This window comes from Achromobacter spanius, from assembly GCF_002966795.1.
Classification (GTDB): domain Bacteria; phylum Pseudomonadota; class Gammaproteobacteria; order Burkholderiales; family Burkholderiaceae_B; genus Achromobacter; species Achromobacter spanius_D.
Window position 1 is genome coordinate 2603084 of sequence record NZ_CP023270.1, and the last position, 25554, is coordinate 2628637.

General features: G+C 67.0%; 28 protein-coding genes. 18 read left to right on the plus strand and 10 right to left on the minus strand.

Going from position 1 to position 25554, the window contains the following annotated elements; genetic code table 11:
- The first annotated feature begins 153 nt into the window (after window positions 1-153).
- The 5 genes from CLM73_RS11630 to CLM73_RS11650 all read left to right on the plus strand — a co-directional run bounded on the left by CLM73_RS11630 (window position 154) and on the right by CLM73_RS11650 (window position 4709).
- Entirely contained in the window at window positions 154-1308 is a 1155-nt protein-coding gene (locus CLM73_RS11630) for an acyl-CoA dehydrogenase family protein (protein ID WP_105238558.1), read from the plus strand.
- Window positions 1305-2480 carry an enoyl-CoA hydratase/isomerase family protein gene (locus tag CLM73_RS11635; RefSeq protein WP_105238559.1) on the plus strand — a complete coding sequence of 392 codons (1176 nt, stop codon included), beginning with the start codon at window positions 1305-1307 and terminating at the stop codon, window positions 2478-2480. The genes CLM73_RS11630 and CLM73_RS11635 overlap by 4 nt, the downstream gene beginning before the upstream one ends.
- Window positions 2481-2614: 134 nt before the next feature.
- Window positions 2615-3505 carry a 3-hydroxyisobutyrate dehydrogenase gene (gene mmsB / locus CLM73_RS11640; RefSeq protein WP_105238560.1) on the plus strand — a complete coding sequence of 297 codons (891 nt, stop codon included), beginning with the start codon at window positions 2615-2617 and terminating at the stop codon, window positions 3503-3505.
- Window position 3506: 1 nt separating this feature from the next.
- Window positions 3507-3944: a PaaI family thioesterase gene (locus CLM73_RS11645; protein ID WP_105238561.1), complete on the plus strand. Its 438-nt coding sequence runs from the start codon at window positions 3507-3509 to the stop codon at window positions 3942-3944.
- A 75-nt stretch (window positions 3945-4019) separates the two neighbouring features.
- On the plus strand, window positions 4020-4709 hold the full coding sequence (locus tag CLM73_RS11650; RefSeq protein WP_105238562.1) for a VIT1/CCC1 transporter family protein: 690 nt from the start codon (window positions 4020-4022) through the stop codon (window positions 4707-4709).
- Window positions 4710-4763: 54 nt separating this feature from the next.
- Here the strand turns inward: CLM73_RS11650 and CLM73_RS11655 are convergent, their stop codons facing one another.
- Entirely contained in the window at window positions 4764-5762 is a 999-nt protein-coding gene (locus CLM73_RS11655; RefSeq protein ID WP_105238563.1) for a YgfZ/GcvT domain-containing protein, read from the minus strand.
- 159 nt (window positions 5763-5921) lie between these two features.
- Between CLM73_RS11655 and mltG the strand changes: the two genes are divergently transcribed.
- From mltG to CLM73_RS11710, 11 genes are all read left to right on the plus strand, one after another.
- Entirely contained in the window at window positions 5922-7010 is a 1089-nt protein-coding gene (mltG, locus tag CLM73_RS11660; RefSeq protein ID WP_418904935.1) for an endolytic transglycosylase MltG, read from the plus strand.
- Window positions 7007-7630: a dTMP kinase gene (gene tmk, locus CLM73_RS11665; protein ID WP_056570362.1), complete on the plus strand. Its 624-nt coding sequence runs from the start codon at window positions 7007-7009 to the stop codon at window positions 7628-7630. The genes mltG and tmk overlap by 4 nt, the downstream gene beginning before the upstream one ends.
- Window positions 7627-8676 carry a DNA polymerase III subunit delta' gene (gene holB, locus CLM73_RS11670; protein WP_105238565.1) on the plus strand — a complete coding sequence of 350 codons (1050 nt, stop codon included), beginning with the start codon at window positions 7627-7629 and terminating at the stop codon, window positions 8674-8676. The genes tmk and holB overlap by 4 nt, the downstream gene beginning before the upstream one ends.
- Window positions 8677-8693: 17 nt before the next feature.
- Window positions 8694-9464, plus strand: coding sequence for a TatD family hydrolase (locus CLM73_RS11675; protein ID WP_105238566.1), 771 nt, complete (start codon window positions 8694-8696; stop codon window positions 9462-9464).
- Between the two features lie 38 nt (window positions 9465-9502).
- Window positions 9503-10390 (plus strand): ankyrin repeat domain-containing protein, encoded by an 888-nt coding sequence (locus CLM73_RS11680; RefSeq protein ID WP_105238567.1) that lies wholly within the window; start codon window positions 9503-9505, stop codon window positions 10388-10390.
- A gap of 181 nt (window positions 10391-10571) precedes the next feature.
- Window positions 10572-11312: an IclR family transcriptional regulator gene (locus CLM73_RS11685; protein WP_105238568.1), complete on the plus strand. Its 741-nt coding sequence runs from the start codon at window positions 10572-10574 to the stop codon at window positions 11310-11312.
- Window positions 11313-11430: 118 nt separating this feature from the next.
- Window positions 11431-12174 (plus strand): transporter substrate-binding domain-containing protein, encoded by a 744-nt coding sequence (locus CLM73_RS11690; RefSeq protein ID WP_105238569.1) that lies wholly within the window; start codon window positions 11431-11433, stop codon window positions 12172-12174.
- Window positions 12171-12839, plus strand: a complete 669-nt coding sequence (locus tag CLM73_RS11695; protein WP_105238570.1) for an amino acid ABC transporter permease — start codon at window positions 12171-12173, stop codon at window positions 12837-12839. Before CLM73_RS11690 ends, CLM73_RS11695 begins: the two co-directional genes overlap by 4 nt.
- The gene (locus tag CLM73_RS11700) at window positions 12836-13624 is read left to right on the plus strand and encodes an amino acid ABC transporter ATP-binding protein (protein WP_325048263.1); all 789 of its coding nucleotides are present in this window, start codon (window positions 12836-12838) and stop codon (window positions 13622-13624) included. The genes CLM73_RS11695 and CLM73_RS11700 overlap by 4 nt, the downstream gene beginning before the upstream one ends.
- Window positions 13621-14568 carry a formimidoylglutamase gene (hutG, locus tag CLM73_RS11705; RefSeq protein ID WP_105238571.1) on the plus strand — a complete coding sequence of 316 codons (948 nt, stop codon included), beginning with the start codon at window positions 13621-13623 and terminating at the stop codon, window positions 14566-14568. Before CLM73_RS11700 ends, hutG begins: the two co-directional genes overlap by 4 nt.
- A gap of 342 nt (window positions 14569-14910) precedes the next feature.
- Complete coding sequence (locus CLM73_RS11710) at window positions 14911-16200, plus strand: Glu/Leu/Phe/Val family dehydrogenase (RefSeq protein WP_056570380.1); 1290 nt, start codon at window positions 14911-14913, stop codon at window positions 16198-16200.
- A 187-nt stretch (window positions 16201-16387) separates the two neighbouring features.
- Here the strand turns inward: CLM73_RS11710 and CLM73_RS11715 are convergent, their stop codons facing one another.
- From CLM73_RS11715 to CLM73_RS11740, 6 genes are all read right to left on the minus strand, one after another.
- The gene (locus CLM73_RS11715; protein ID WP_105238572.1) at window positions 16388-17206 is read right to left on the minus strand and encodes an RsiV family protein; all 819 of its coding nucleotides are present in this window, start codon (window positions 17204-17206) and stop codon (window positions 16388-16390) included.
- Between the two features lie 28 nt (window positions 17207-17234).
- Window positions 17235-18011 carry a lipoate--protein ligase family protein gene (locus CLM73_RS11720; RefSeq protein WP_105238573.1) on the minus strand — a complete coding sequence of 259 codons (777 nt, stop codon included), beginning with the start codon at window positions 18009-18011 and terminating at the stop codon, window positions 17235-17237.
- Window positions 18008-18283, minus strand: a complete 276-nt coding sequence (locus tag CLM73_RS11725) for a lipoate protein ligase C-terminal domain-containing protein (protein ID WP_056318682.1) — start codon at window positions 18281-18283, stop codon at window positions 18008-18010. The genes CLM73_RS11720 and CLM73_RS11725 overlap by 4 nt, the downstream gene beginning before the upstream one ends.
- Window positions 18284-18321: 38 nt before the next feature.
- Window positions 18322-18786 (minus strand): GNAT family N-acetyltransferase, encoded by a 465-nt coding sequence (locus tag CLM73_RS11730; protein ID WP_105238574.1) that lies wholly within the window; start codon window positions 18784-18786, stop codon window positions 18322-18324.
- A gap of 17 nt (window positions 18787-18803) precedes the next feature.
- Window positions 18804-19502 (minus strand): glutathione S-transferase N-terminal domain-containing protein, encoded by a 699-nt coding sequence (locus CLM73_RS11735; protein WP_105238575.1) that lies wholly within the window; start codon window positions 19500-19502, stop codon window positions 18804-18806.
- Window positions 19503-19617: 115 nt separating this feature from the next.
- Entirely contained in the window at window positions 19618-20523 is a 906-nt protein-coding gene (locus tag CLM73_RS11740; RefSeq protein WP_105238576.1) for a DMT family transporter, read from the minus strand.
- Between the two features lie 123 nt (window positions 20524-20646).
- Here CLM73_RS11740 and CLM73_RS11745 point away from each other — a divergent pair, with 123 nt between their 5' ends.
- Entirely contained in the window at window positions 20647-21114 is a 468-nt protein-coding gene (locus CLM73_RS11745) for an Lrp/AsnC family transcriptional regulator (protein ID WP_105238577.1), read from the plus strand.
- Here the strand turns inward: CLM73_RS11745 and CLM73_RS11750 are convergent.
- Entirely contained in the window at window positions 21111-21602 is a 492-nt protein-coding gene (locus tag CLM73_RS11750; protein ID WP_105238578.1) for a glutathione peroxidase, read from the minus strand. The genes CLM73_RS11745 and CLM73_RS11750 overlap by 4 nt on opposite strands.
- 159 nt (window positions 21603-21761) lie before the next feature.
- Between CLM73_RS11750 and CLM73_RS11755 the strand changes: the two genes are divergently transcribed.
- Complete coding sequence (locus CLM73_RS11755; RefSeq protein WP_105238579.1) at window positions 21762-22094, plus strand: tetratricopeptide repeat protein; 333 nt, start codon at window positions 21762-21764, stop codon at window positions 22092-22094.
- 60 nt (window positions 22095-22154) lie between these two features.
- On the opposite strand, the gene CLM73_RS11760 is transcribed toward CLM73_RS11755, so the two are convergent.
- On the minus strand, window positions 22155-23852 hold the full coding sequence (locus CLM73_RS11760) for a PAS domain-containing methyl-accepting chemotaxis protein (protein ID WP_105238580.1): 1698 nt from the start codon (window positions 23850-23852) through the stop codon (window positions 22155-22157).
- A gap of 94 nt (window positions 23853-23946) precedes the next feature.
- The gene (phrB, locus tag CLM73_RS11765; RefSeq protein ID WP_105238581.1) at window positions 23947-25365 is read right to left on the minus strand and encodes a deoxyribodipyrimidine photo-lyase; all 1419 of its coding nucleotides are present in this window, start codon (window positions 25363-25365) and stop codon (window positions 23947-23949) included.
- Window positions 25366-25554: the final 189 nt, after the last annotated feature.

The following is a 25554-nucleotide window of genomic DNA, read 5'->3' on the forward strand; positions in this document are numbered from 1 at the left end:
TCAATAAGACAAAGCGCCCGGCCGCTTCGGGCGTAACATTAAGCCAGGTTCATGCTTACGTTTACGTCAACGTCATGTCAAAATCGACGGGCTGGCGTTCACGAGACGGCAGCAACGCCACCAGACAATACCGACTACATCAGGAGACAGGCTGTGGACTTGGAACTGACCGACGAGCAGCGCGCGTTCGCGCAGGCCGCGCGCGATTACGCAGAGGGCGAACTGGCTCCCCACGCCGCGCACTGGGACGCCGAGGGCATCTTCCCCCGCGAAGCCTTCGCCCGGGCGGGCGAGATGGGCTTTTGCGCGATCTACGCCAGCGAGGACATCGGCGGCCTGGGCCTGCCGCGCCTGGACGCCACGCTGGTATTCGAAGAAATGGCGGCGGTGGACCCGTCCACCACGGCGTTCCTGACGATTCACAATATGGCGACCTGGATGATGGGCAAGTGGGGCCAGCCGGGTCTGCGAGACGCCTGGGGACCCTTGCTTGCCAGCGGTGAAAAGCTGGCCTCCTATTGCCTGACGGAGCCGGGCGCCGGCTCCGATGCGGCATCGCTTTCCACGCGGGCGCAGCGCGACGGCGACAGCTACATCGTCAACGGCGCGAAGGCCTTCATCTCCGGGGGCGGCGACACGGACCTGCTGGTCGTGATGGCCCGCACCGGCGGCGAGGGCCCCGCAGGCATCAGCGCCTTTGCGATCCCGGCCGACAGCGAGGGCATCGGCTACGGCCGCAAGGAAGAGAAGATGGGCTGGAACAGCCAGTCCACACGCCCCATCACCTTTGAAAACGTCCGCGTGCCGGCCGCCAACATGCTGGGGGTGGAGGGCGAGGGCTTCAAGATCGCCATGAAGGGCCTGGACGGCGGCCGGATCAATATCGGAACCTGCTCGGTGGGCGCCGCGCAAGGCGCGCTGGACGCCGCCCGCCGCTACATGGACGAGCGCCGCCAGTTCAACCGCCGCCTGGCCGAGTTCCAGGCGCTGCAGTTCAAGCTGGCGGACATGGCCACGCACCTGGTGGCGGCGCGCCAGATGGTGCGGCTGGCGGCCTGCAAGCTGGACGCCGGCGCGGCCGATGCGTCCACCTACTGCGCGATGGCCAAGCGCTTTGCAACCGACATGGGCTTCCAGATCTGCCTGGACGCGCAACAGATCCATGGTGGTTATGGTTACCTGAAAGACTATCCCTTGGAGCGTCTGGTGCGCGATACTCGCGTTCATCAGATTCTGGAGGGCACCAACGAGATCATGCGCGTGATCATTGCCCGCCAATTGTTGGAAAAAGGAGCCGACATAAGATGAATGCACCGGTGTTGTTCGAAGAAAGATCCGCTGCCAATGGAATGCGTTTCGGCATTGCGACGCTGAATGCGCCGCAAACCCTGAACGGCCTGTCGCTCGAGATGGTTGACCTGCTGGCTGACCGTCTGGACGCGTGGGCGCGCGATCCCGGTGTTGCATTGGTGGTGTTGCAGGGCGCGGGCGACAAGGCGTTCTGCGCCGGTGGCGATTTGCACGGCCTGTACCGCAGCATGAAAGAGAACGCGGGCAAGCCCGGCTGGAGCAACGCCTATGCGCGCCGCTTCTTCGAGCACGAATACCGGCTGGACTATCGCATTCACACCTATCCCAAGCCCGTTCTGTGCTGGGGCCACGGCATCGTCATGGGCGGCGGCATCGGCTTGATGATGGGCGCCAGCCACCGCGTGGTCAGCGAGACCTCGCGTCTGGCGATGCCGGAGGTGTCGATCGGGCTTTTCCCGGACGTGGGCGGAAGCTGGCTGCTGAACCGCATGCCGGGCCGCAGCGGCGTGTTCCTGGCGTTGACGGGCGCGCAGTTGAACACGTCCGACGCCTTCTTTGCGGGGCTGGCGGACTTCCGCCTGAACAGCGCGGACTGGCCCGCGCTGCTGTCCTCGCTGGAGCAGCAGCCGTGGGCCGGGCAGGCCGCGGGCGCCGCCGAAGACGCCATTCCGCCGCGCTCCATCAACGACGGCCTGCTGCGCCGCGCGCTGACCGCTCTTGAACCGTCCACGCCGCTGGAACCCGGGCCGTTACGCCAGCACTCGTTCGTCGTCAACAACCTGTGCAACGGCAATCGGCTGGACGACATCTACGAGGAGCTGTCTTTCCTGAAGGACCACGAAGACCCCTGGTTGTCGCGCGCGGCCAAGACCATGTTGGCGGGTTCGCCCGGATCGGTGCGCCTGGCGTTTGCGCTCCAGCAGCGCACGCGTCTGCGGTCGCTGGATGACGTGTTTCGCGTCGAATACATCGCCGCGCTGGCGTGCACGGCGCATGGCGATTTTGCCGAGGGCATCCGCGCGCTGCTGGTGGACAAGGACAAGAACCCGCGCTGGAACCCGGCCGTCATCGACATGGCCACCGACGCCTGGGTGCAGAAATTCTTTGAGGAACCCTGGCCGGAGGGCGAGCCGCATCCGCTGGCCGATCTGGGGCAGGAAGGGCGCTGAGCGGGCCCTGACAGGGCGGCCGGCTCGCCAACTGGCCCCTGGTCCCCGCATGCCGCGCAGGTCACGCAGTTACGCAGTTTCGCAGGTCACGATGAATCCATACCTACAGCAATAGCAACAGGAGACAAGACATCATGAGCAGCATCGCGTTTATCGGTTTGGGCAACATGGGCGCGCCCATGGCATTGAATCTGGTCAAGGCCGGCCACAGCCTGAAGGTGTTCGACCTGGTGCCGGCGGCCATCAAGCTGCTGACCGACGCCGGCGCGACGGCGGCGGCGTCCGCGTCGGAAGCGGTCGAAGGGGCCGAAGTCGTGATCTCGATGCTGCCGGCCAGCAAGCACGTCGAGGGCCTGTACCTTGATCAGGATCTGCTCGGCAAGATCGCCTCGAGCGCCCTGGTCATCGAATGCAGCACCATCGCGCCGGATTCGGCGCGCAAGGTAGCCCAGGCGGCCGAGGCGCGCGGCATCGCCATGATCGACGCGCCGGTCTCGGGCGGCACGGGCGGCGCGGCGGCGGGCACGCTGACGTTCATCGTGGGTGGCGCCGAAGGTTCGCTCGCGCGCGCGCGCCCTGTGCTGGAAAAGATGGGCAAGAACATTTTCCACGCGGGTCCGGCGGGCGCGGGGCAGGTGGCCAAGATCTGCAACAACATGCTGCTCGGCATCCTGATGGCCGGCACGTCCGAGGCGCTGGCGCTGGGCGTGGCCAATGGACTGGACCCGAAGGTGCTGTCGGACATCATCGCCAAGAGCTCGGGACGCAACTGGGCGACGGAGCTCTATAACCCCTGGCCGGGCGTCATGGAACATGCGCCGGCGTCCAAGGGATACGCCGGCGGCTTTGGCGTGGACCTGATGCTCAAGGACCTGGGTTTGGCGGCCGAGGCGGCGCTGTCGGCGCGCGCGTCGATCCCGCTGGGCGAGCTGGCACGCAACCTGTATTCGCTGCACAGCGGCGGCGGCTCCGGCAAGCTGGACTTTTCCAGCATCGTCAACCTGGTCAAGCGCGAGCAGGACTGACGTGGCGCCGTCCCCCGCAGTTGCGGACCCGGCCGCGCGGGTCCAGGCCAGTTTCGGCCAGCAAAGCATCATGGCGCTGCTGGGCGCCAAGCTGGACACGGTCGAGCCGGGCAGGGTGGACATCGTTCTGCCTTACCGCGCCGACCTCTGCCAGCAGAACGGCTTTCTGCACGCGGGCATTTCCACCACCATTGCCGACAGTGCGGGCGGCTATGCCGCGTTCACGCTGTTCGGGCCGGATGAGGACGTGCTGACGTCGGAGTTCAAGATGAACTTCCTGGCGCCCGCCAAGGGCGACCGCTTTGTCGCGACCGGGCGCGTGGTCAAGCCCGGCAAGCGTCTTTCGGTCTGCCAAGTGGAGATGCACGCGTACGACGGCGAACATGCCACGTTGTGCGTGATAGGCTTGCTGACCGCGGTGCGCGTGACGCCGCGATGAATTTCGCGCGGGGCGCGCCGGGCCACTGGCCGGGCGTGCCCCGCGCTTGTCGCGCCTCGCATGGGTTTACCGGCAATGCCAGCAAAAGAACATCATCGAATTTTCCGCAGCAACTGGCTGCGCGCCGCAGTGCTGGGCGCCAACGACGGCATCGTCTCGACAGCCAGCCTCATCACCGGCGTTGCCGCGGCCCAGGCCTCGCACGGCGCCATCTTGACTTCCGGACTGGCGGGCCTCGTGGCCGGCGCATTGTCGATGGCGGCGGGTGAATACGTGTCGGTGCGCACGCAGGCCGATACCGAAGCCGCCGACCTGCGCATGGAGCAGCGCTCGCTCAAGCGCAATTCCGGCGAAGAACTGGCCGAGCTGATCGATATCTACGTGGCACGGGGGCTGACGCGCGAGCTGGCGGAACAGGTGGCGCGCCAGCTCACCACCCATGACGCGCTGGACGCGCACGCACGAGACGAATTGGGCATCTCGCTGCATAACCGTGCGCGGCCGGTGCAGGCGGCGCTGGCGTCGGCCGCGTCGTTTGCCGGGGGCGCCGCGGTCCCGCTGGCGGTGGCGGCGGTATCGCCCGGACCGCATCTGATCGGCTGGGTTATCGGCGCGTCGGTGTGCTGTCTGGCGGCGCTGGGCACCATGGCCGCGAAGGCGGGCGGCGCGCCCAAGCTGCCCGCGGCATTGCGCGTCACCGTGCTGGGCGCGGCGGCGATGGCCGTGACGGCCGGCGTGGGGGCGCTGTTCGGGGTGGCGGTCTGACGATGACCGCAAGGCCTGCGCGCGCGGGCTTTAGCGCGGGCTGGCCCGGACGGGTCAGGGATTGATCGAGTACGGCAGCGGCGCCGCCGCGATGCGCGGACCGTCGGCGCTGGCCAAACGCAGATCGCCTTCGGGCAGTGCGGCCAGCGTGGTTTCAAACAATACTGACACGACGCCGGCATCGCTGGCGGCCTGCACGACGCGGCCAATGGCCTCGCCGGGCTGCGCGGCGTCGAACACATCCACCCCCGCGAGCGCCGGACCTTTCAGGCCGGCGTCGGCAATGGTGCCGTAGGCCATGCGCCGTTTGACGGTGCCCCGGTAGTGGCTGCGCGCCACGACTTCCTGGCCGGGATAACAGCCCTTGGTGAAGCTGACGCCCTGGATCAGGTCCAGATTGACCGTTTGCGGAATGAAGACGTCCTGCGTGGCCGCGGCGATCCAGGGAATGCCGGCCGCCAGGTCGCCGGCGTGCCAGTGCGCGGCCGGCGCCAGTCCCAGCGCCTGCGTGAGCGCGCCGGATTGTTCCAGCTGCGCGTCCGAGGCGATCCACCACCAGCGCAGGCTGTCGTCGGCCGACGGCGCGACGATCCACGTGCCGGACGGCAGGTCGGCGCGCTGCCAGGTGGCGCGCGGCAGGGCGCCCGTCAGGGCCTCCAGCGCGGCGGCCTGTTCCGAGGTGGCCTGCACCCCGGCCACATGCAGCGGCGCGGCCGCCAGCTTGACCTTGGCGCGCAGGACGAACATCGACAGGCGCTTGATGAGGGCCTGGGAGAGGTCCTGCCGGACCATGCCGTAGAACTGGGGCGCGTCGTCGGCATCACCCGCGCCGCGCCACATGACCAGCGTGGCCAGCAGGCGGCCCTTGGCCGTGCAATAGCCGGCCAGCCGGGCGGCGTCCGGGGTCAGGCCCGTGACGTCCTGCGTGAGCTGGCCGTGCAGAAACGTGAGGGCGTCGGCGCCAGCGGCGGTGAAGACCGCCAGATCTTCCAGCGGAGCGCATTGTGCGCAACCTTCGGCGCGGACGGGAATCGAAGCGTAATAGGCGTGCATGGCGGCGGGGTTATCGCGTCATCAAAGTGCTGATGATAGCCCCGATCCCGGCACGGCCCTGCCATGTCCCCGATGTCCAAAGGGGCGCGCCGCGCGATCCGGCCCCGGTTGTGTCCCGGGTGAGGCCCGCGATCCATTAAACTTCCGACACTTATGAAGATGCGACTCCGAAATTTCGTCCTGTGGTTCCTGCTGCTCATCGTCCTGGCCGTTGGCGGCGCGGTGGGCGCCGCCTATACCTGGATGCACCGCCCGATGACGCTGGCGGCCGACAAGATTGACTTCGTGGTGGATCCGGGCAGCAGTCCGCGCACCGTCGCGCGTGCGCTCAACGCGGCCGGCGTGCCGATGTGGGAGCCCGGTTTCGTGTGGATGGCGCGCCTGTCCGAACGCGACAAGCTGATGAAGGCGGGCGGTTACCAGGCGATCAATGGCGATACGCCGTGGCTGCTGCTCGAGCGCCTGGCGCGCGGCGACATGACCCAGCGCCAGATCACGTTCCTGGAAGGCTGGACCTATCGGCAGATCCGCCAGGCGCTGCGCGAAAATACGGACGTCAAGCAGACGCTGGGTGAGGTCAGCGACGAAGAATTGCTGGAACGCCTGGGCTCGACCATCAAGCACCCCGAAGGCCTGTTCTTCCCCGACACCTACATCTTCACGCCGGGCAGCACCGATTTCGACCTGCTGCGCCGCGCCTACCAGGAAGGCCAGCGCATCCTGAACGACACCTGGGACAAGCGCCAGCCCGACGTCGCCGTCGCCACGCCCTATGAAGCGCTGGTGCTGGCGTCCATCATCGAAAAGGAAACCGGCCACGGTCCGGAGCGCCGCCGCGTGTCGGGCGTGTTCACCAACCGGCTGAAGATCGGCATGCTGCTGCAAACTGACCCGACCGTGATCTACGGCATGGGCGAGGCCTATCAGGGCCGCATCCGCAAGCGCGACCTGCAGACCGACACGCCCTGGAATACCTACACGCGTCCGGGCCTGCCGCCCACGCCGATCGCCGCGCCGGGCCGGGCAGCCTTGCTGGCCGCCGTGCAGCCCGAACAGCACAAGTTCCTGTATTTCGTCTCGCGCGGCAATGGCACGAGCGAGTTCTCGGCCAATCTGTCCGAGCACAACCGCAACGTTGCCCGCTACATTCTCGGTCAGGGCCAGCGTTCCACGCCTGCGCCAACCCCTGCGCCCGCCGCCGCGCCGGCAACGCCCGAACCCGAATCAGCACAAGGACAAGATCAATGACCTCACGCGGACGTTTCATTACGCTGGAGGGCGTGGACGGCGCGGGCAAAAGCACGCACACGGACTGGATCGCGGACTTCCTGCGCGGGCAGGGCGTGGAGGTCGTGTCCACCCGCGAGCCCGGCGGCACGCCGCTGGGCGAAAAACTGCGCGCGCTGGTGCTGAACGATGCCATGGGGCTGGATACCGAGACGTTGCTGATGTTTGCCGCCCGCTGCGAACACGCGCGCCAGGTCATTGAACCGGCAATTGCGCGCGGCGCGTGGGTCGTCTGCGACCGTTACACCGACGCCAGCTACGCCTATCAGGGTGGCGGCCGCGGCCTGGGCGCCGAGCGGGTCGCGGTTCTGGAAGACTGGATGCGCGCCGGCCGCCCGGACCGGACCTGGCTGTTCGACGTGCCGCTTGAAGTCGCGCGGGCGCGGCTGGCCGATGCGCGCGAGCCCGACCGCTTCGAGCGCGAAGGCGCGGCGTTCTTCGAGCGCACCCGCGAGGCCTATCATGCCCGCGCCAAGGCCGATCCCGACCGCATCCGCGTCGTCGACTCCACCCGTTCCATCGCCCAGATCCGCACCGAGCTCGAGGCGGGCCTGCGCGAGCTGCTGGCTGTTCCTGCATGAGCGCGCCCCAGTTCCACCCCTGGCAGATGGAGACGGCCCGCGCGTGGCTGGGCAATCGCGACCGGTTCGCGCACGCCTGGCTGGTGCACGGGCTGGCCGGCATCGGCAAGCTTGATTTCGCCATCGCCGCGGCAGCCAGCCTGCTGTGCGAGACGCCCGAGAACGGACTGGCGTGCGGCCACTGTGCCGCCTGCAACTGGTTCGCCAGCGGCAATCACCCCGACCTGCGCCGTATCCGTCCCGAGGCGGTGGCCGTGGAAGAGGGCGCGGACGCGGCCGAACAGGCCGAAGACGCCGAGCCGGCGGCGGGCGCCGCCAAGCGCGCGCCTTCCAAGGAAATCCGCATCGACCAGATCCGCTCGCTGGAGTCGTGGTTCAACACCGCGACCCACCGCGGCGGCTGGCGCGTGGCGCTGCTGTATCCGGCCCATGCGCTGAACGTCGTGTCGTCCAACGCCTTGCTCAAGGTGCTGGAAGAACCGCCTCCCCATACCGTCTTCCTGCTGGTCGCGGACGCGCCGGACCGGCTGCTGCCCACGCTGGTGTCGCGCTGCCGCCGCCTGCCGCTGCCCGCGCCAGACGCGGATACGGCGCTGCAATGGTTGCGCGACCAGAACGTGGAACCGGCGCGCGAGTGGCTGGCCGCCGCGGGCGGCGCGCCGCTGGCGGCGTTGCGGCTGGCGCAATCGGGCGATTCCGCCTGTCCGCCGTGGCTGGGTCAGCTGGTCAGCCCCCTGGCGAAAGGCCAGACGCCCGATGTCGGCACGCTGGCCGAATCCCTGGAAAAGGTGGCGGCGGCTGAATGGATCGATGCCTTGCAAAGGCTCTACACCGATCTGATGCTGGCCAGCGCCGGCGCGCCGGTGCGCTATTTCCCGTCACTGCAAGCCGGCGTGGCGCAGGTTGCCGCCCGTATCAATCCCGCGCGCGTGGCCGAATCGGCCCGCTGGCTGACGCGCCAGCGCGCCCTGGCCACGCACCCCCTGAACGCCAAGCTGTTCGCCCACGCCACCCTGCAACGCGTGGTGCTATCCTGCCAGGCGTAAGCCCTACCAGACTCTCCATGTACGTCGATTCACACTGTCATCTGAATTTTCCCGAGCTTGCCAACGATCTGCCGGCCATTCTTGACCGCATGACGGCCAACCAGGTCACGCACGCGCTGGTCGTCAGCGTCAACATGCCGGAATGGCCCGGCCTGATGTCGCTGGTCGAGCCCGAGCCGCGCCTGTGGGCGTCGGTGGGCGTGCACCCCGATTACGAAGACACGCCGGACCCCACGTCCGAAGAACTGGTGCGCCTGGCCGAGCATCCCAAGGTCGTGGCCATCGGCGAAACCGGGCTCGACTACTACCGCTTGTCCGAGCCGCTGGACTGGCAGCGCGAACGTTTCCGCCGCCACATCCGCGCCGCGCGCGACGCGGGCCTGCCGCTGATCGTGCACACCCGGTCGTCCGCCGAGGACACCGTGCGCATGCTGGCCGAGGAAAAGGCGGCTGAGGCGGGGGGCGTCATGCACTGCTTTACCGAGACCTGGGAAGTGGCGCAGGCTGCGCTGGACCAGAATTTCTATATTTCGCTGTCTGGCATCGTGACGTTCAAGAACGCGCAGATCGTGCACGAAGTGGCCGCCAAGGTCCCGCTGGACCGGCTGCTGATCGAAACCGATTCGCCGTACCTGGCGCCGGTGCCGTTTCGCGGCAAGCTCAACGATCCGTCCAAGGTGATCCACGTGGCCGAGAAGATCGCGGATCTTCGCGGCATCACGGCAGCCGAGGTTGCGCGCGCGTCCACCGACAATTTCTTCAAGCTGTTCAGCAAGATCAAGAAATAGGTCATCCCGATTCACTGAATCCGCATTCAAGGACAGCCATGGCCATCCGCATCGCCTCCGCCCACAAAGCCTTCCTGTCATGCGGCCGCGCTGGCCGCGCTGGTCTCTTGGCGCTGGCCATTGGCCTGGCCGCGCCCGCCGCGCAGGCCGCCAATCCCACCGACTGGTGGGTCTACGTCGCCAACGATTACCCTGACGACATCCGCGATCTGCTGGCGCAGGGCTCGGACCCCAACGTGCGATACAAGAACGGCCAGCCCGCCATCATGCGCGCCGTCGTGGACAACGCCTGGAAGGTCTTCGACGTGCTGGCCGCGGACAAGCGCACGGACGTCAACGCCGAGAACCCGGCGGGCGAGACGCCGCTGATGTACCTGGCCATCGCCGGACAGACCGAGCGCGCCAAGAAGCTGATTGCGCGGGGCGCGCAGGTCAACCGACTGGGCTGGACGCCGCTGCATTACGCCGCGTCCAAGGGGCAGATGGAAATGGCGCGCCTGCTGCTGGCGAACAAGGCCATGGTCAATGCGCCCGCGCCCAATGGCGAGACGCCGTTGATGATGGCGGCGCTGTCCGGCCGCAAGCCCATGGTCGAGCTGCTGCTCAAGTCCGGCGCCGACGTCACCACGCAGGACACGAAGGGGCAGAATGCGGCCGCGTGGGCGGCCACGGGCAAGTCGGAGTCGCTGGCCGCCGAGCTGACGGCCCTGGTTCAGAAGGAAGAGGACGCCAAGCGCAAACGCCGCGCGGCGGCGCAGGGCGCACCGCAGGGTGCGGATGCCGCGCCCGCGGCCGATGTGCCGGCGGCGGTTCAAGCGCCCGCGGCGTCGCAGACGCCAGCGCCGGCCGCTGCGGCGCCCGGTGGCGGTGTGAAGGGCGTTTCCGGTGTCGGACTGTCCGATTACGAGAAGCCCCCCGCGCCGTGACGGACGCCCGGTAGGCGCTGGAACCTCCAGCTCCAGTCCCACAAAACCCGCCTACCGGCGGGTTTTTTTACGCCTGAAATTCGGGGTTTTCCCTTGCGATTCTCAAAGAGTGGGAAAAATCAGAAGTGAAACCGCCACAAATTGATAATCTCACTCCGATATTGCTGGGAGTTGAATCGTTATGTCGGAAACGTCTGTCGGGGCGGGCGCGGATCGCGTCTTGTATGTGCTGGCCACCCTGGCCCGGCATGACGGCCCGCTGAGCATTGCCGCGCTGGCCGACAAGACGGGCCTGGCGCAGAGCACGCTTTACCGGCAGATCGCGCTCCTCAAACGCTGGGGATTCGTCGCCGAACACGAAGGCGAGTATGGCCCCGGCCCGCTGTGCGTGCAGCTCGCGTGGGGCTTTGACCAGTCGTCGTTCCTGATTCATGAAGCGCAGCCCGACATGGCGGCGCTGGCCGCATCGTCCGGCGAAACCATCGGTCTGCTTGTCGCCGTGAAGGACCAGGCCGTATGCCTGGACATGGTGGAAAGCCAGCATCCGCTGCGCTGCTCGTTCACGAAGGGCCGCGGGCTGCCGCTGGCGCGGGGCGCGTCGGCCAAGTCGCTGCTGGCGTTCATGCCGCAGGCCCGCCTGCAGGCCGCGCTGGCCTACCTGGCCGACGAGGCTGGCGTGGATGCCGCCCGGTTGACGGGCGAGCTGGAAGCCATCCGCGCGCAGGGCTATGCCGTGACCGACAGCGAGGTCGACGCCGGCGTCTGGGGGGTGAGCGTGCCCATCTTCCAGCGGCCGAACCAGGCCGTGGCCTCGATCACGCTGATGGCGCCGTCCACGCGCGCCGCGCAGCATCCGGACGCGCTGATCGACATGACCATCGCCGCCGCCCGCCGCATTTCAGAGCGTTTGAAGGCCGCCTGACGCCGTAGAGCCTGCCGAATCCGATTTTCCGCCTTACTGCTAAGCCCGTTTCTGGCCGCAACGATCGTCGTACCCACCGTCGTACCACCTGTCGCATCCACCTCCATAGGACCCCACCATGACCACTCGCCGCACTCTGCTGTCCGCCGCCCTGACCCTGAGCCTTGCCTGGGCCGCCGGCGCCGCGCACGCTCAGGAAACCATCCGCGCCGTCACCGACGCCACCTTCCCGCCGATGGAATTCGTCAAGGACGGTAAGCGCACCGGCTTTGACATCGAGCTGGTCGAAGCGCTGGCCGGCGCGATGGGCAAGAAGGTCGAATGGATCGACATCGACTTCAAGGGCCTGATTCCGGCGCTGCAGGCCGGCCGTGCCGACATCGCGGTGTCCGCCATCTACATCACGCCCGAGCGCAGCAAGGTCGTGGATTTCACCGACCCGTACTACGCGGGCGGCCTGGTGGTCCTGACCAAGGCCGACGGCCCCATCAAGACGATCAAGGATCTGGAGGGCCGCAAGGTGTCGGTGCAGGTCGGCACGAAGTCGGTCAACTACCTGAAGGAGCATTTCCCCAAGGTGCAGCGCGTGGAGGTCGAGAAGAACCAGGAGATGTTCAACCTGGTGCAGATCGGCCGCGCCGATGCCGCGGTGACGGGCAAGCCCGCCGCCAAGCTGTTCGCGCAGAGCACCAACGGCCTGACCGTGCTGAACGAGCAGGTCACGACCGAGGACTATGGCATCGCCGTGCCCAAGAACAAGCCTGAGCTGACGCGTGACCTGAACGCCGCGCTGCAGAAGCTCAAGGCCGATGGCAGCTACCAGGCCATCGTGAACAAGTGGTTCGAGGCGCCCGCGAAATGAACCTGGAATTTTCACCCGTCTTCGCCGACTTCGACGCGCTGATGCGGGGCGCGCTGGTCAACATCGAGGTGACTGCAGGCGCCTTGCTGCTGGGCTGCGTGATGGGGCTGCTGGTCGGGATCGGCCGCCTCAACCCGCAGCGCCGCATCACGTATCACCTGTGCAGCACGTACCTGCTGTTCTTCCGGGGCACGCCGCTGCTGGTGCAGTTGTTCATCTGGTTCTTCGGCTTGCCGCAGTTCGGCGTGACGCTGCCGGCGTTCGCTTGCGGCGTGCTGGGCCTGGGCATGTATTCCGGGGCCTATGTGTCGGAGATCGTGCGGGGCGCGATCCAGTCGGTGGATCGCGGCCAGACGGAGGCGGCGCGCTCGCTGGGCATGTCCTCCGGCCAGGCGATGCGCATCATCATCCTGCCTCAGGCTTTCGTGCGCATGATTCCGCCGCTGGGCAACGAGTTCATCGCGCTCATCAAGAACTCGGCGCTGGTCTCGCTGTTGACCATTCACGATCTGATGCACGAAGGTCAGAAGATCATCAGCGTGTCGTACCGCTCGCTGGAAACCTATCTGGTGGTGGCTTTGATCTATCTGGCGCTGACCACGACTGCCATGGTGATTTTGCGCAAGATCGAGCATCGTCTGCGCGCGGGAGGAATGGTCCAATGAGCCTCATCATCGAAGGTCAGGAAATGATCCGCATCCGCGGCCTGCACAAGTCCTATGGCGATCACGCTGTTCTGCGCGGCATCGATTTCGATGTGCTGAAGTCGCAGGTGGTGGTGGTCATCGGACCCAGCGGATCGGGCAAGAGCACCTTGCTGCGTTGCTGCAACGGGCTGGAAGTGGCGCAGCGCGGCACGGTCGATATCTGCGGCCAGACGCTGCAGGAAGATGGGGCGATGTTGCCCGAAGCCGAACTGAACCAGTTGCGCACGCAGGTGGGCATGGTGTTTCAGGGCTTCAATCTGTTCCCGCACCTGTCGGTGCTGGACAACGTGACCGTCGGCCCCCGTACGCTGCTCGGCATGGGGCGTGAGCAGGCCAATGCGATGGCGTCAGACCTGCTCAACAAGGTTGGCCTGTCGCAGAAGATGGCGGCCATGCCCGCCAGCCTGTCCGGCGGCCAGAAGCAGCGCGTGGCCATTGCGCGAGCGCTGGCGATGCAGCCGCAGGTGATGCTGTTTGATGAGCCAACCTCGGCGCTGGACCCGGAATTGGTGGGTGAAGTGCTGCAGGTCATGAAGCTGCTGGCCCGCGAAGGCATGACCATGATGGTTGTGACGCACGAAATGGGCTTTGCCCGCGACGTGGCGGACGTGGTGGCCGTGATGGACGGCGGCGTCATCCTGGAATCCGGCCCGCCGGAGGTGATCTTCAGCGAGCCGCGCGAAGCCCGCACCCGCGAGTTCCTGCAAGCGGTCCTGAGCGCGGGCCCGGGGGCAGCAGCATGAGCGCGCCGCAACTGGACAAGAGCCTGTGGAAGGCGCGCGACGACAGCGCGGAACAAGGCGACACGCGCCGGCTTGCGCACATCGTCGAGGTTGAAGCAGGGCAGGCCGAACCGGGCGAGGCCGTGGTGCTGGGCTTTGCCTGCGACGCAGGCGTGGCGCGCAACCAGGGCCGGGTGGGCGCCGCCGCGGGGCCTGCCGGCATCCGTAAATATCTGGCGGGCCTGCCGGCGCATGGTCTGACGCGTCTGCTGGATGCCGGGGATGTCGAATGCCACGGCGACAAGCTGGAGGATGCACAGGAGCGCCTGGGCTTGCGTCTGGCCGAACTGATGGGCCGGGGCGCCCGGCCGGTCGTGCTGGGCGGCGGGCATGAAATCGCCTGGGGCAGTTTCCAGGGATTGGCCCGCTGGCTGGATGCGCGCGGCGACGCCGGCGCCGTGCTGGTGCTGAACCTGGACGCGCACTTCGATCTGCGTACGGGCCGTCCTGGCAGCTCCGGCACCCCGTTCGACCAGATCGCGACAGACAGCGAGGCGCGCGGGCGCGACCTGCAATACGCTTGCCTGGGCGTCTCGCGGCTGGCCAATACACCGGCGCTCTACGCCCGCGCCGCGGAAATCGGGGCGGTGTGGATCGAAGACCGGGAGATGCAGGAGCGCCACTTGGAGGCGCGGCTTGCCGATGTGGACGCGCTGCTGGCCAAAGCGCAGCACGTGTATCTGACGATCGATCTGGATGTGCTGCCCGCCGGCGTGATGCCGGGGGTGTCCGCGCCGGCGCCTTATGGCGTGCCGATGTCTGTGATCGAGGAGATCGTCCTGCGGGTCAAGGCAAGCGGCAAACTCCGGCTGGCGGACATGGCGGAGTTCAACCCCAAGTTCGACGTTGACGGCCACGGCGCGCGCGCGGCGGCGCGATTGGCCTGGCAGTTGTTGTCGGCGTGATTTGACGGTGGTGAGGTGTCTGAGACCCTTGGCGCGGTGGTGCAGGCTGTAGACCGTCTCCCCAGGGTGTCAGACACCGGGGTGATGTCTGAGTGACTGCATAGGCGTGAATGTGAAGGGCGGTCTCCCAAAGAGGCCGCCTTTTTTTCGCCCTGAGTAGCCTGGGTGCAGGCTGGACGCCGCCACCTTGCGGGCTTAGGATAGGTGCAGCTTCCGGGCCCACTGCGACCCGTTCGGTATCCGCAACGTTAATGCGTCCCTATTTAAAATATTTAAACTTTAAATAGGGACGCTATGACTTTCGTGGATAAAATGGCGCAACTTTGTCAGGAGAGCATGCTCATGTCTCAAACTCCCACCCATGCCTTGCCGTCTTATCTGAATGCCGAGGACCTCGGCCCCTGGGGTAATTACCTGCAACAAGTCGACCGGGTCACGCCGTACCTCGGTTCCCTGAGCCGGTGGGTCGAGACGCTGAAGCGTCCGAAGCGCTCGCTGATTGTCGATGTGCCGATCGAACTCGACAACGGCACCATCGCCCACTTCGAGGGCTACCGCGTGCAGCACAACGTGTCGCGCGGCCCGGGCAAGGGTGGGGTGCGTTTCCACCAGGACGTGACGCTGTCCGAAGTGATGGCGCTGGCGGCCTGGATGTCGGTCAAGAACGCGGCGGTCAACCTGCCGTACGGCGGCGCCAAGGGCGGCATCCGTGTCGATCCGCGCAAGCTCTCCGCCTCGGAACTCGAACGCATGACGCGCCGCTACACCAGCGAAATCGGCGTCATCATCGGACCCTCCAAGGACATTCCCGCTCCTGACGTGAACACCAACGCCCAGACCATGGCCTGGATGATGGACACGTACTCCATGAACGAAGGCGCCACCGCCACGGGCGTGGTCACCGGCAAGCCGATCGCGCTGGGCGGCAGCCTGGGCCGCGTCGAGGCCACCGGCCGCGGCGTGTTCGTTGTCGCGTGCGAAGCCGCGCGCGACCGGAACATCGATGTGGCCGGCGCGCGCGTCGTCGTGCAGGGCTTCGGCAACGTGGGCGGCACCGCCGCCCGTCTGTTCCACGAAGCCGGCGCCAAGGTCATCGCCGCGCAGGATCACACCGGCACCGTGCACAACGCGGCTGGCCTGGACGTGCACAAGCTGCTGTCGCACGTGTCGCAGACCGGCGGCGTGGGCGGCTTCTCGGGCGGTCAGGCGCTGGACAAGAACGAGTTCTGGACGCTGGAAACCGAGTTCCTGATCCCGGCAGCCCTGGAAAGCCAGATCACCGTCGATAACGCCGCCAAGGTGCGCGCCAAGATCGTGGTCGAAGGCGCCAACGGCCCGACGACGCCGGAAGCGGACGACATCCTGGCCGAGAACGGCGTTTACGTCGTGCCGGACGTGCTGGCCAACGCCGGCGGCGTGACGGTCAGCTACTTTGAATGGGTGCAGGATTTCTCCAGCTTCTTCTGGAGCGAGGAAGAGATCAACCAGCGCCTCGAACGCCTGATGCGCGAAGCCTACGCTGCGGTGGCGCAGGTGTCGCGCGAGCACAAGGTGACGCTGCGCACCGCCGCGTTCATCGTGGCTTGCACGCGCATCCTGCAGGCCCGCCAGGTGCGCGGCCTGTATCCGTAAAGACTGAATCGGCGATGCGCCCTTGGGCGCGTCGTCGAGGAGGCAGAGAGAGACAAAAAAAGGAATCGCTCCGCAAGGAGCGATTCCTATTTGTGGCGCCAGAAAATGCCGGACGGATGTCCGGCGTTTTCGTTTGGGGACGCAGGCCGGGGCTGCGGCTTCACGACGCGCGGCAGCAGCTCCGGTTTTACGACGCCGGCAGCAACTCCGGCTTAAGGATGCCGCGCAGGTCCTGGTACGAAATCGCCAATTCAGGCTCGCCGTGCGAATACGGCGCGATCGAGTAAGCGTCGTACTTGACCACGATGCCGTCGCGCGTGAGCGCGAAGTTGTCGCTTTCCTGGAACGGCCACATCTTGTTGTAGGCCGCCGGGTCGCGCTTGGCGTCCGGATTGCCGGTCAGCCATTTGGCGTGCGCGCGCTGCAAGGCCGCGACGTACTCGGCGCGGCGTCCCGGGATCAGCGCTTCGTCCAGACTCATCACGCGCCCGCGGCTGCGTTCCCAGTTCAGATATTGCGTGGCCGGGATGCCGTGCGCGGCGCCGGTCAGATACTGTTCAGTGTGCAGTTCGATGGAGACGACGTCGCCCACCGTGTCCTTCACGTTGGCCTTGAAGTAGGTCGCGTCGCGCGGGCGCGCCGTGGACCAGAAATACGTCGTGTATTCCGACAGCGTGTCGTAGGGGCCGCGCCGATTCGCGTCGGTGCCGGTCATGTAGGCGAGCACGTGGTCCACCAGCGCGGTCAGCTTCGGGATGCCGGGGAAGGCCACGCTGTCGATCTCGATGCGCGGGCAATCGCCCTCGCAGCCCGGCTTGCTGGCGGCCCACTTGATGCGCTCGGTGGACAGGTCGCCAACCTTTTCCGGCGTGGCCGTTGACTGGGCACCCGGGTCCGCCAGCGTGATGTTCGACGGGGGCGTGCTGCTGCAGCCGGCGAGGGCCAGCAGGGCGGCGCCCAGGAACAGACCGCGTTTCGCGCCGGGCGGCGTGAATGTGCGATTCATGCAATTACCTCCAAAAACCGAGGCGCCGTCAGGGCACGACGCCTGTCCACTCGGCGCGGGAGAACTTTTCGTCCGCCTGCGCCTGAGCGCGCGCGAGCGTCTCGCTGCCCACGCTGCCCGGGGTCAGACGGTGCAGGCCGGCAAAAGTTTCCACCATGCGGTCGATGATGACCTCGCGCGCCAGGCCGGTCTGCGTGCGCAGAGGGTCGACGCGCTTCTTGGCGCTGGTGGTGCCCTTGTCGGAAAGCTTCTCGCGGCCGATGCGCAAGACCTCGACCATCTTGTCGGCGTCGATGTCGTAGGACATGGTGACGTGATGCAGCACGGCGCCCGCGCGGCGAGCCTGCGCCGCGCCGCCGATCTTGCCGATGTCGGAGGCGATGTCGTTGAGCGGCTGATACCAGGCCTTGATGCCCAGGCCCTGCAGCGCGGTCAGCACCCAGGCGTCCAGGAAGGCATACGACTCCTGAAAGCTCATGCCGTGGACCAGCGCCTGCGGGGCGCTCAGCGAATAGGTGATGGAGTTCCCGGGCTCGATGAACATCGCGCCGCCGCCGCTCACGCGCCGCACCACCTCGATGCCGTGGCGCGCGGCGCCGTCCGGATCGACTTCGTTCTTCAGGGATTGGAAGCGGCCGATCACGACGGCCGGCGCCGACCATTCCCAGATGCGCAGCGTGGGCGGGCGCTGACCGGCGCCCACTTCGTCGGTAATGACCGCGTCCAGCGCCATGTGCAGCGCGGGCGGCTGCGGGCCTTCGTGGATCAGTTGCCAGTCGTAGTCGTTCCAGTCGGTGCGGCTCATGCGAGCGCCCTCCGCAGCACCACGGCGATGGCTTCGGCCGAGAAGCCGAACATTTCGGCGTCGGCCGGCAGGGCCGATTGCACGGCCACTGCCAGCTCCAGTTCGCCGGCGTCGGCGGGCATGCCGTTCAGGCCGCGGTTGATGGCTTCAAGGGCTTCGGGCGGTTCAAGAAAAAAGTCGCCGCTGATGCGCACGTCGGCCAGACGGCCATCGCGCACTTCCAGATCCGCGACGACCAGTTTGCCGCCGGGGACTTTGTATTCGCCATGCAAGGGCATTGGGCGCTCCTTTCGAAAATCAGAATCAGACATTACAGGCTGAGCTTCATGCCGTCGTGGCTGGCCTTGAAGCCCAGGCTTTCGTAGAACCGGCGCGCATCGGGGCGCGCGCGGTCGGTGGTGAGCTGGACCAATCCGCAGCCCTGGCTGCGGCACTGTTCGATGGCCCATTCGAACATGGCGCGGCCCAGGCCCGCGCCGCGGAATGCCGACGCGATGCGCACGCTTTCGATCTGGCCACGCCACAGGCCCAGCCGCGACAGGCCGGGTATGAACGATAACTGCAAACAGCCCACCAGTTGTGAATCCTGCTCAACCACGGCCAGGAATTGATTGGAATCCTGGTCAATTGCCTCGAAGGCGGCGACGTAGCGCGGGTTCAGCGGGATGGACGCGTCCTCGCGTCCGGCGCCCAGGTCGTCATCGGCCAGCATGGCCACGATGGCGGGCAGGTCGGCCGCGCGCGCGCGGCGAAAGACGCGTTGCGGTGCATTCATGGCGCGCTCCTTGGGCGTTAGCGGACGTGTTGGGCGGTCTGGCCGAACAGGATGCGGCGCGCTTCGTCGTCGCTGAGCGGGGGCGTGGTGTTGATCGTGTCGGCCAGCGCGTACGCGCGTTGCGTCGCGGGGCGCGCGCGAATGGTGTCGAACCAGCGCTTGAGGTTCGGAAAGTCGTTCAGGTCCTGGCCCTGCTTGGCGTGCGGCACGATCCACGGGTAGGCCGCCATGTCGGCGATGGAATAGTCGCCGGCAACGAATTCGCGGTCGGCCAGGCGCTTGTTCAGCACACCGTACAGGCGATTGGTTTCGTTGACGTAACGATCGATGGCGTAGGTAATGCGTTCCTGCGCATAGCCCGAGAAGTGGTGGTTCTGGCCGGCCATGGGGCCCAGGCCGCCCATCTGCCAGAAGAGCCATTGCGACACTTCAGCGCGGCCGCGCACGTCGGCGGGCAGGAATTTGCCGGTCTTTTCGGCCAGGTACTGCAGGATGGCGCCGGACTCGAACAACGGGATCGGCGCGCCGCCATCGGCGGGCGCCTGATCCACGATCGCGGGGATGCGGTTGTTGGGCGCGATGGCCAGGAATTCGGGTTTGAACTGGTCGCCGCGGCCGATGTTGACCGGGTGGATCTTGTACTGCAGGCCGGTCTCTTCGAGGAACATCGTGATCTTGTGGCCGTTGGGGGTAGTCCAGTAGTAGAGATCGATCATGGGGTGTCCTGTTCGTCATGGCGCCGCGGGCAGCCGCCCGCGGATGGGAAAGGCCATGATAGCGGCGCGAACCGGACGCACGCCTGAATAACCGGGGACCGGGTGCGGGTTTGCCCTAGACCGCACCGGCCCGCGGGCTGCGCGGCAGGCGCCAGGTCCAGTTCAGGCTGACGGCGGCGGCGGCCAGGAAGATCAGCGCCACGCCCGCCACTTGCGTCAGATCCATGCGATGGCCGTAGACCACGAAGTCCAGCAGAATGGCGACCGCGGGATAGATGAAGCTGAGCGCGGCGGTGGAAGTGGTGGGCAGCTTCTGGATGGCCGAGTACATCAGGATGTACATCAGGCACGTATGGATGAGACCCAGCGCCACCAGATACCCCCATTGCACGGGTTGCGCGGGCAGGGCGTTGAAGTCCGCCATGGGCAGCAGCATGACCGCGCCCAGCGTCACCTGCACCAGTGCCAGCACCTGCGGCGGGATGCCTTTCAGGCGCTTCACGATGATGGCGGTGATGCCATAGAGCGCGGCCGCGCCCAGTCCCAGCATCAGTCCCGACAGATACGCGCCGCCGCCCGCCGCGCCCGCATCGCCCAGACGCAGCACCAGCAGCAGGCCCGCAAAGGCCACGAGCGACCACGCGACCTTGCCGCGCGACGGACGCTCGCCCAGGAAGAGCACACCCAGGCCGATCAGGAAAAACGGCTGCACGTTGTAGACCGCGGTGGCCAGCGAAATGGACGCCAGGCGGTAGGCCGAAAACAGCAGCACCCAGTTCAGCACCAGCGCCGCGCCGGCGATCAGCGCCAGGGCCAGCGTCTTCGGGGTGAACAGGCCGGGCTTGAGCAGCCCGCGCGCCCAGCAGTACAGAAAGAGCGACAGCGCGCCGAACACACAGCGGAAGAAGACGACGTTCCAGGCGCTTTGCCCGGACTCCAATACAAAAACGCCCAGGGTGCCCGACAGGGTCATGGCGGCTGCCATTTGCAGCAGGCCCGTGCGTTCGGTTGAGGGGATCATGATGGTTCTCCGACAGGCCGTCTGGCCAGGAATTTGATGGAGAAATTATCCCAGGCGGTTCAATCTGCTTATATGATCATGCGGTGGTAGTTTTGGGTTTCAACCTTGCTTTGGGTGGAATTTATGCAGAACGACCTAAAAAATGAAAGTCCGGTTCTGGATGGGATCGACCGTCGTCTGGTAGAGATGCTGTCAGCGAATGCGCGTACCACCACGGCCGATCTGGCGCGGCAGGTCGGCATGTCCGCGCCCAGCGTCGCGGACCGCATGCGGCGGCTTGAAGAGTCGGGGGTGATCCGGGCGTATACGCTGGATGTGGATCCGGTGGCGCTGGGCTACACGCTGGAGGCCATCGTGCGCATCCGGCCGCTGCCCGGGCAGTTGCGCCACGTGGAGGGCCTGATCCAGCAGATTCCGGAATTCGTGGAGTGCGACAAGGTGACGGGCGATGACTGCTTCATCGCCCGCATGGTGCTCAGGTCGATCACGCATCTGGACGGCATCCTGGAGCGCGTGACCGAATTCGCCGAGACCAACACCGCCATCGTCAAGGCGCACACCGTGCGCCGGCGGCTGCCGCCGTTGCGCTAGACGGGGGCGGACAGGGCCTTGGCGATGTCTTCGCGCAGGCTGGCGGGCGTGTCGGTGGGCGCATAACGCTTGATGACGCGGCCGTCGCGTCCCACCAGGAACTTGGTGAAGTTCCACTTGATGCCTTCGGTGCCGAAGACGCCGGGCTTTTCGCCCTTGAGCCATTGGTACAGCGGGTGGGCGTTCGTGCCGTTGACGTCGATCTTGGCGAACAGCGGGAAGGTGATGTCGTACTGCGTGCTGCAGAAATTCTGGATCTCGGCCTCGTCGCCGGGTTCCTGGTGGCCGAACTGGTCGCAAGGAAAACCCAGCACGGTCAGCCCGTCGTCGTGGAACGACCGGTAGAGATCCTCCAGGCCGGCATACTGCGGCGTGAATCCGCATTTGGAAGCAACGTTCACCACCAGCAGCACGCGGCCGCGGTACGTTTCTAAAGACTGTTCCGTGCCGTCGATGGCGCGGGCGGAGAAATCATGGATCGTGCTCATGCGGGCTCCTGAAATCGGGCGTCCTTGCGCAGCGGCGCGGGCGCGAGGGCAGACCTGCGAGTGTAGCGCCGGACAACCGCGTGGGGGCTTTCGCGCTGTGCCGCCAAGCCCGTCCTATGATGCGGTGTTGCCGAAGACCCGGTGTGAAAGGAGCCCCGCATGGAAGGAATGATCGAGCGACTTGAGGCCATGCTGGCCAAGGGCACGGACAACCTGTTGCTGCGGTTCTCGCTGGGCAAGGCCTATGCCGAGCAGGAAAGCTTTGCGGAGGCCGTCACGCATCTGCGCGCGGCGCTGGCGTTCGACCCCACGTATTCCGTCGCCTGGAAATGGCTGGGCAAGGCCTGCCTCGGGCTGGGCGACAAGCCGGGCGCACGCGCCGCGTGGGAATCCGGATTGCAGGCGGCTCAGGCGCGGGGCGACCAGCAGGTCGTCAAGGAATTGCAGGTATTCATCAAGCGCCTGGATAAGGAAGCGGCAGCGGGCGTGTGACAACTGCGCCGCTTTTTCCGCATGCGCCCCAGACTTGTGTCCAGCTCGGTCGCCGACCGGTCAGTTGCGCAGTCCAGCCTGGGCCGGGCGATTGCTCGTGATGGCGAGCGGCGTTGGCGGGACAGGAAGACGCATCCTTGATTCGGCGACGACGGGAGGGGGCGGTGCGCTGGAAACGCGGAACACTTCGATGGCGTGTCGCAACCGCGCGCCATCCGTGCGCAGGTTTTCCACCGCCTGCGACGCCTGCTCGACTCGCGCGGCATTGCCCTGCGCGGCGCTGTCGGTTTCGGTGATCGTGCGGCTTACGGTGTCGATGCCCGCGTGCTGGTCGGTGGACGTGGCGGCGATCTCGTTGATGATGCGCGTGACCTGCTGCACCGAGTCCACGATGTCGCGCATGCTGGCGCCAGCCCGTTCGACGTGCCGCACGCCTTCGCCGACCCGCGCGTCCGAGCTTTCGATCAGCGCCTTGATTTCGCGCGCGGCGGTGGCGCTTTTCTGTGCGAGGCTGCGCACTTCGCTGGCGACCACCGCGAAGCCCTTGCCGGCCTCGCCGGCGCGCGCGGCTTCGACGGCGGCGTTCAGCGCCAGGAGGTTGGTCTGGAAGGCGATGCCGTCGATGATGCCCACGATCTCGGCGATGCGCGACGAGCTTTGGACGATGCCCTGCATCGCCTGCGCGGCCTCGTCGACCACTTGGCCGCCACGCCGCGCAAGGTCGCTGGCCTGGTTGGCCATGGCATCGGCGTCCAGCGCGTTTGCCGCGTTCTGCTTTACCGTCACCGCCAGTTGTTCCATGCTGGCCGCGGCCTCTTCCAGTGACGCGGCCTGACGTTCGGTGTGGGCCGACAGATCGGCATTGCCGTCCGCGATGTCGGCGGCCGATTTCAAGGCGTTTTCGATGCCGGCATGCACGTCGCGGGTGATGCTGACCAGGCTTTTGCGCATGACTTCCAGGGCAAATCTCAGTTCGCCGATTTCGTCCTGGGCCAGGGGACCGGAGAGCGGGGTGCTCAGGTTGCCCGCCGCGATCTGGCGCGTGAAGTCCGTGGCCGCGCCCAGCAGCCCGCCGATGGACCGGGCAAAGCCCCAGCCCGCCGCGAAGATCAGGCCCACGCCGCCTGCGGTCAATGCCGCGGCAACATACAGCGCCTCGGAAGAGAGGCGCGTGTGCAGACCGTAGATCGCCGCTGCCGCCGCGGTCAGAAACAAGGAGGCCGACAGCACCGCCCACGCCAGCATGCGCGAGCGCACGCCGGTCAGCCGGCCGCGCGTCAGCCGGGCCAGGACGCCGCGCCACCCCGTGGGCCGGACCTGGCCGGCGTGCAGCCGGATGCCAGGCGCCGTGCCCAGACGCAGGCTGTCGTAGGCGGCTTGCGCGGCCTCGATCTGCGCGCGGGTCGGCTTGACGCGCACCGAGGCGTAGCAAACGGTGGTGCCGCGCTCGATGATGGGGGTGACATTGGCCAGCACCCAATAAAAGCCGCCGTCCTTGCGGCGGTTCTTGACCATGCCCGTCCACGGTTCGCCGCGCTGGATGGTGCGCCACAGGTCTTCGAAGGCGGCGGGCGGCATGTCCGGGTGGCGGACGATGTTGTGCGGCGAGCCGACCAGTTCCTCGCGCGAGAAACCGCTGACCTCGACGAAGGCGGGATTCGCATAGATGATCCGGCCGCGGGAATCGGTGCGGGAGATCAGATACTGCTCGTCGCGTAATACGGTTTCCCGGTCGTTGACCGGCTGATTGTTGCGCATGCGTCGCTCGTCCTGTGATGGGCGAGGGCATCATCCGGGACGGGCCCGCTGGCGGCAATGACGTACGTCAATGCCGCCAAAGGTTCAAGACGCGCTACGCAGCGGGCAGATTGCCGAAGGCTTCCAGCGCCCGCAGCCGGCTTTGCGCCAGATCGACGATCGGCTCCGGATACCCTGCGGCGGCGCGCTCCATCGGGTTGGGGTCGTGGATCGCCTTGTCGTCCAGATGCGCCAGTTCGGGCAGCCATTCGCGCAGGAATGCGCCTTTCGGATCGAACCTGCGCGATTGGGACAAGGGATTGAAGACGCGGAAATAGGGTACGGCGTCGGCGCCCGTCGAGGCGCTCCATTGCCAGCCGCCGTTGTTGGCGGCCAGGTCGCCGTCCACGAGCTGACCCATGAACCAGGCCTCGCCCAAACGCCAGTCGATCAGCAGGTTCTTGGACAGAAACATGGCCGTCACCATGCGCAGCCGGTTGTGCATCCAGCCCAGCGCCAGCAACTGGCGCATGGCGGCGTCCACGATGGGAATGCCGGTCTTGCCCTGCTGCCAGGCCGCCAGGTCGTCGGGCGCGTCGCGCCACGGCACGGCGACGGTTTCCGGCTTCATGGGCTGGTGCATGGACAGGGCGGGAAAGGCGGCCAGGAGGTGCTGGTAGAACTCGCGCCACAGCAATTCGTTGATCCAGGTGGCGGCGCCGGCCTTGCCGCTGTCGATCTCGCCCTGGTTGGCCGCCAGCGCGGCGCGCAGCGCCTGACCGGGAGACACGACGCCCGCGGCCAGGTAGGGCGACAGGCAGCTGGTTGCGGGCAGCGAGGGGAAATCGCGCTCGTCCTTGTACGCAAAGATCGCGTCGTCGGCAAAGGCGGTCAGCCGGTCGCTGGCTGCGGTTTCGCCCGCCGGCCACAGCGCGCGCACCGCGTCGTTGGGCGCGTCGAACCCTTTGAACGATTCCGGCAGGGGATCGGACTTCCAGCGCGGCGGCGTCTGGGCGCGCGGCGCGGCAATGGGGCGCAGCGGCGCGCTGCGCAGACGCTCGCGGCAGGTGCGGGCGTAGGGCGTGTAGACGCGGTAGCACTCGCCCTTGCCGTTCAGCACGGTGCCGGGACGCAGCAGCGTCGCGCCATGATGCAGGGTCCAGTCGACGCCGATGTCCGCCAGGGCGTTTTCGACCGCGTCGTCGCGGCGACGTTCGTTGACGCCCCATTCGGCGTTGGCGTGGACCTGTTCGATGGCGTGCTCCTGGCAGAACCCGGCCACGGCCCGCGGCGCGTGGCGCCAGTCGGCCACGGTCACGAGTTTGAGGGGAATGCCGGCCTGCGCCAGGTCGCGGGACAGCTCACGCAGGTTGCGCAGCCAGAAATCCACCTTGGCCGGGGCGTCGCCATGCTGGCGCCATTGACCCGGCGCGGCCAGGAAAAGGGCGGTGACCGTGCCGGCCTCGGCCGCCGCTGCGAGCGCGGCGTTGTCGTGCATGCGCAGGTCGGTGCGCAGCCAGAGCAGCGTATTCATGGGAGGGCTCCAGGGACGGGCCGGGCAAGGCGGGCCGGCGAGGCTGCGATTCTATCCCGAGCCCGCGCGCGGCCTCGCAGGCGCATGGAAGACGATGTAAAAACTACGAGGAGATGTGACGGGTGTTGCGGTGCAACCCGCTGCGCCGCGGCCTCGCAAGGGGGAGAGCCGAGCGGGCGTCCGGGCGGC

Excerpts from the sequence above, each read along its gene's own strand:
- CLM73_RS11635 (WP_105238559.1), top strand. The coding sequence starts at position 1,305 with ATGAATGCACCGGTGTTGTTCGAAGAAAGATCCGCTGCCAATGGAATG.
- mmsB (WP_105238560.1), top strand. The coding sequence starts at position 2,615 with ATGAGCAGCATCGCGTTTATCGGTTTGGGCAACATGGGCGCGCCCATG.
- CLM73_RS11650 (WP_105238562.1), top strand. The coding sequence starts at position 4,020 with ATGCCAGCAAAAGAACATCATCGAATTTTCCGCAGCAACTGGCTGCGC.
- CLM73_RS11655 (WP_105238563.1), bottom strand. The coding sequence starts at position 5,762 with ATGCACGCCTATTACGCTTCGATTCCCGTCCGCGCCGAAGGTTGCGCA.
- mltG (WP_418904935.1), top strand. The coding sequence starts at position 5,922 with ATGCGACTCCGAAATTTCGTCCTGTGGTTCCTGCTGCTCATCGTCCTG.
- tmk (WP_056570362.1), top strand. The coding sequence starts at position 7,007 with ATGACCTCACGCGGACGTTTCATTACGCTGGAGGGCGTGGACGGCGCG.
- holB (WP_105238565.1), top strand. The coding sequence starts at position 7,627 with ATGAGCGCGCCCCAGTTCCACCCCTGGCAGATGGAGACGGCCCGCGCG.
- CLM73_RS11675 (WP_105238566.1), top strand. The coding sequence starts at position 8,694 with ATGTACGTCGATTCACACTGTCATCTGAATTTTCCCGAGCTTGCCAAC.
- CLM73_RS11680 (WP_105238567.1), top strand. The coding sequence starts at position 9,503 with ATGGCCATCCGCATCGCCTCCGCCCACAAAGCCTTCCTGTCATGCGGC.
- CLM73_RS11685 (WP_105238568.1), top strand. The coding sequence starts at position 10,572 with ATGTCGGAAACGTCTGTCGGGGCGGGCGCGGATCGCGTCTTGTATGTG.
- CLM73_RS11690 (WP_105238569.1), top strand. The coding sequence starts at position 11,431 with ATGACCACTCGCCGCACTCTGCTGTCCGCCGCCCTGACCCTGAGCCTT.
- CLM73_RS11695 (WP_105238570.1), top strand. The coding sequence starts at position 12,171 with ATGAACCTGGAATTTTCACCCGTCTTCGCCGACTTCGACGCGCTGATG.
- CLM73_RS11700 (WP_325048263.1), top strand. The coding sequence starts at position 12,836 with ATGAGCCTCATCATCGAAGGTCAGGAAATGATCCGCATCCGCGGCCTG.
- hutG (WP_105238571.1), top strand. The coding sequence starts at position 13,621 with ATGAGCGCGCCGCAACTGGACAAGAGCCTGTGGAAGGCGCGCGACGAC.
- CLM73_RS11710 (WP_056570380.1), top strand. The coding sequence starts at position 14,911 with ATGTCTCAAACTCCCACCCATGCCTTGCCGTCTTATCTGAATGCCGAG.
- CLM73_RS11715 (WP_105238572.1), bottom strand. The coding sequence starts at position 17,206 with ATGAATCGCACATTCACGCCGCCCGGCGCGAAACGCGGTCTGTTCCTG.
- CLM73_RS11720 (WP_105238573.1), bottom strand. The coding sequence starts at position 18,011 with ATGAGCCGCACCGACTGGAACGACTACGACTGGCAACTGATCCACGAA.
- CLM73_RS11730 (WP_105238574.1), bottom strand. The coding sequence starts at position 18,786 with ATGAATGCACCGCAACGCGTCTTTCGCCGCGCGCGCGCGGCCGACCTG.
- CLM73_RS11735 (WP_105238575.1), bottom strand. The coding sequence starts at position 19,502 with ATGATCGATCTCTACTACTGGACTACCCCCAACGGCCACAAGATCACG.
- CLM73_RS11740 (WP_105238576.1), bottom strand. The coding sequence starts at position 20,523 with ATGATCCCCTCAACCGAACGCACGGGCCTGCTGCAAATGGCAGCCGCC.
- CLM73_RS11745 (WP_105238577.1), top strand. The coding sequence starts at position 20,647 with ATGCAGAACGACCTAAAAAATGAAAGTCCGGTTCTGGATGGGATCGAC.
- CLM73_RS11750 (WP_105238578.1), bottom strand. The coding sequence starts at position 21,602 with ATGAGCACGATCCATGATTTCTCCGCCCGCGCCATCGACGGCACGGAA.
- CLM73_RS11755 (WP_105238579.1), top strand. The coding sequence starts at position 21,762 with ATGGAAGGAATGATCGAGCGACTTGAGGCCATGCTGGCCAAGGGCACG.
- CLM73_RS11760 (WP_105238580.1), bottom strand. The coding sequence starts at position 23,852 with ATGCGCAACAATCAGCCGGTCAACGACCGGGAAACCGTATTACGCGAC.
- phrB (WP_105238581.1), bottom strand. The coding sequence starts at position 25,365 with ATGAATACGCTGCTCTGGCTGCGCACCGACCTGCGCATGCACGACAAC.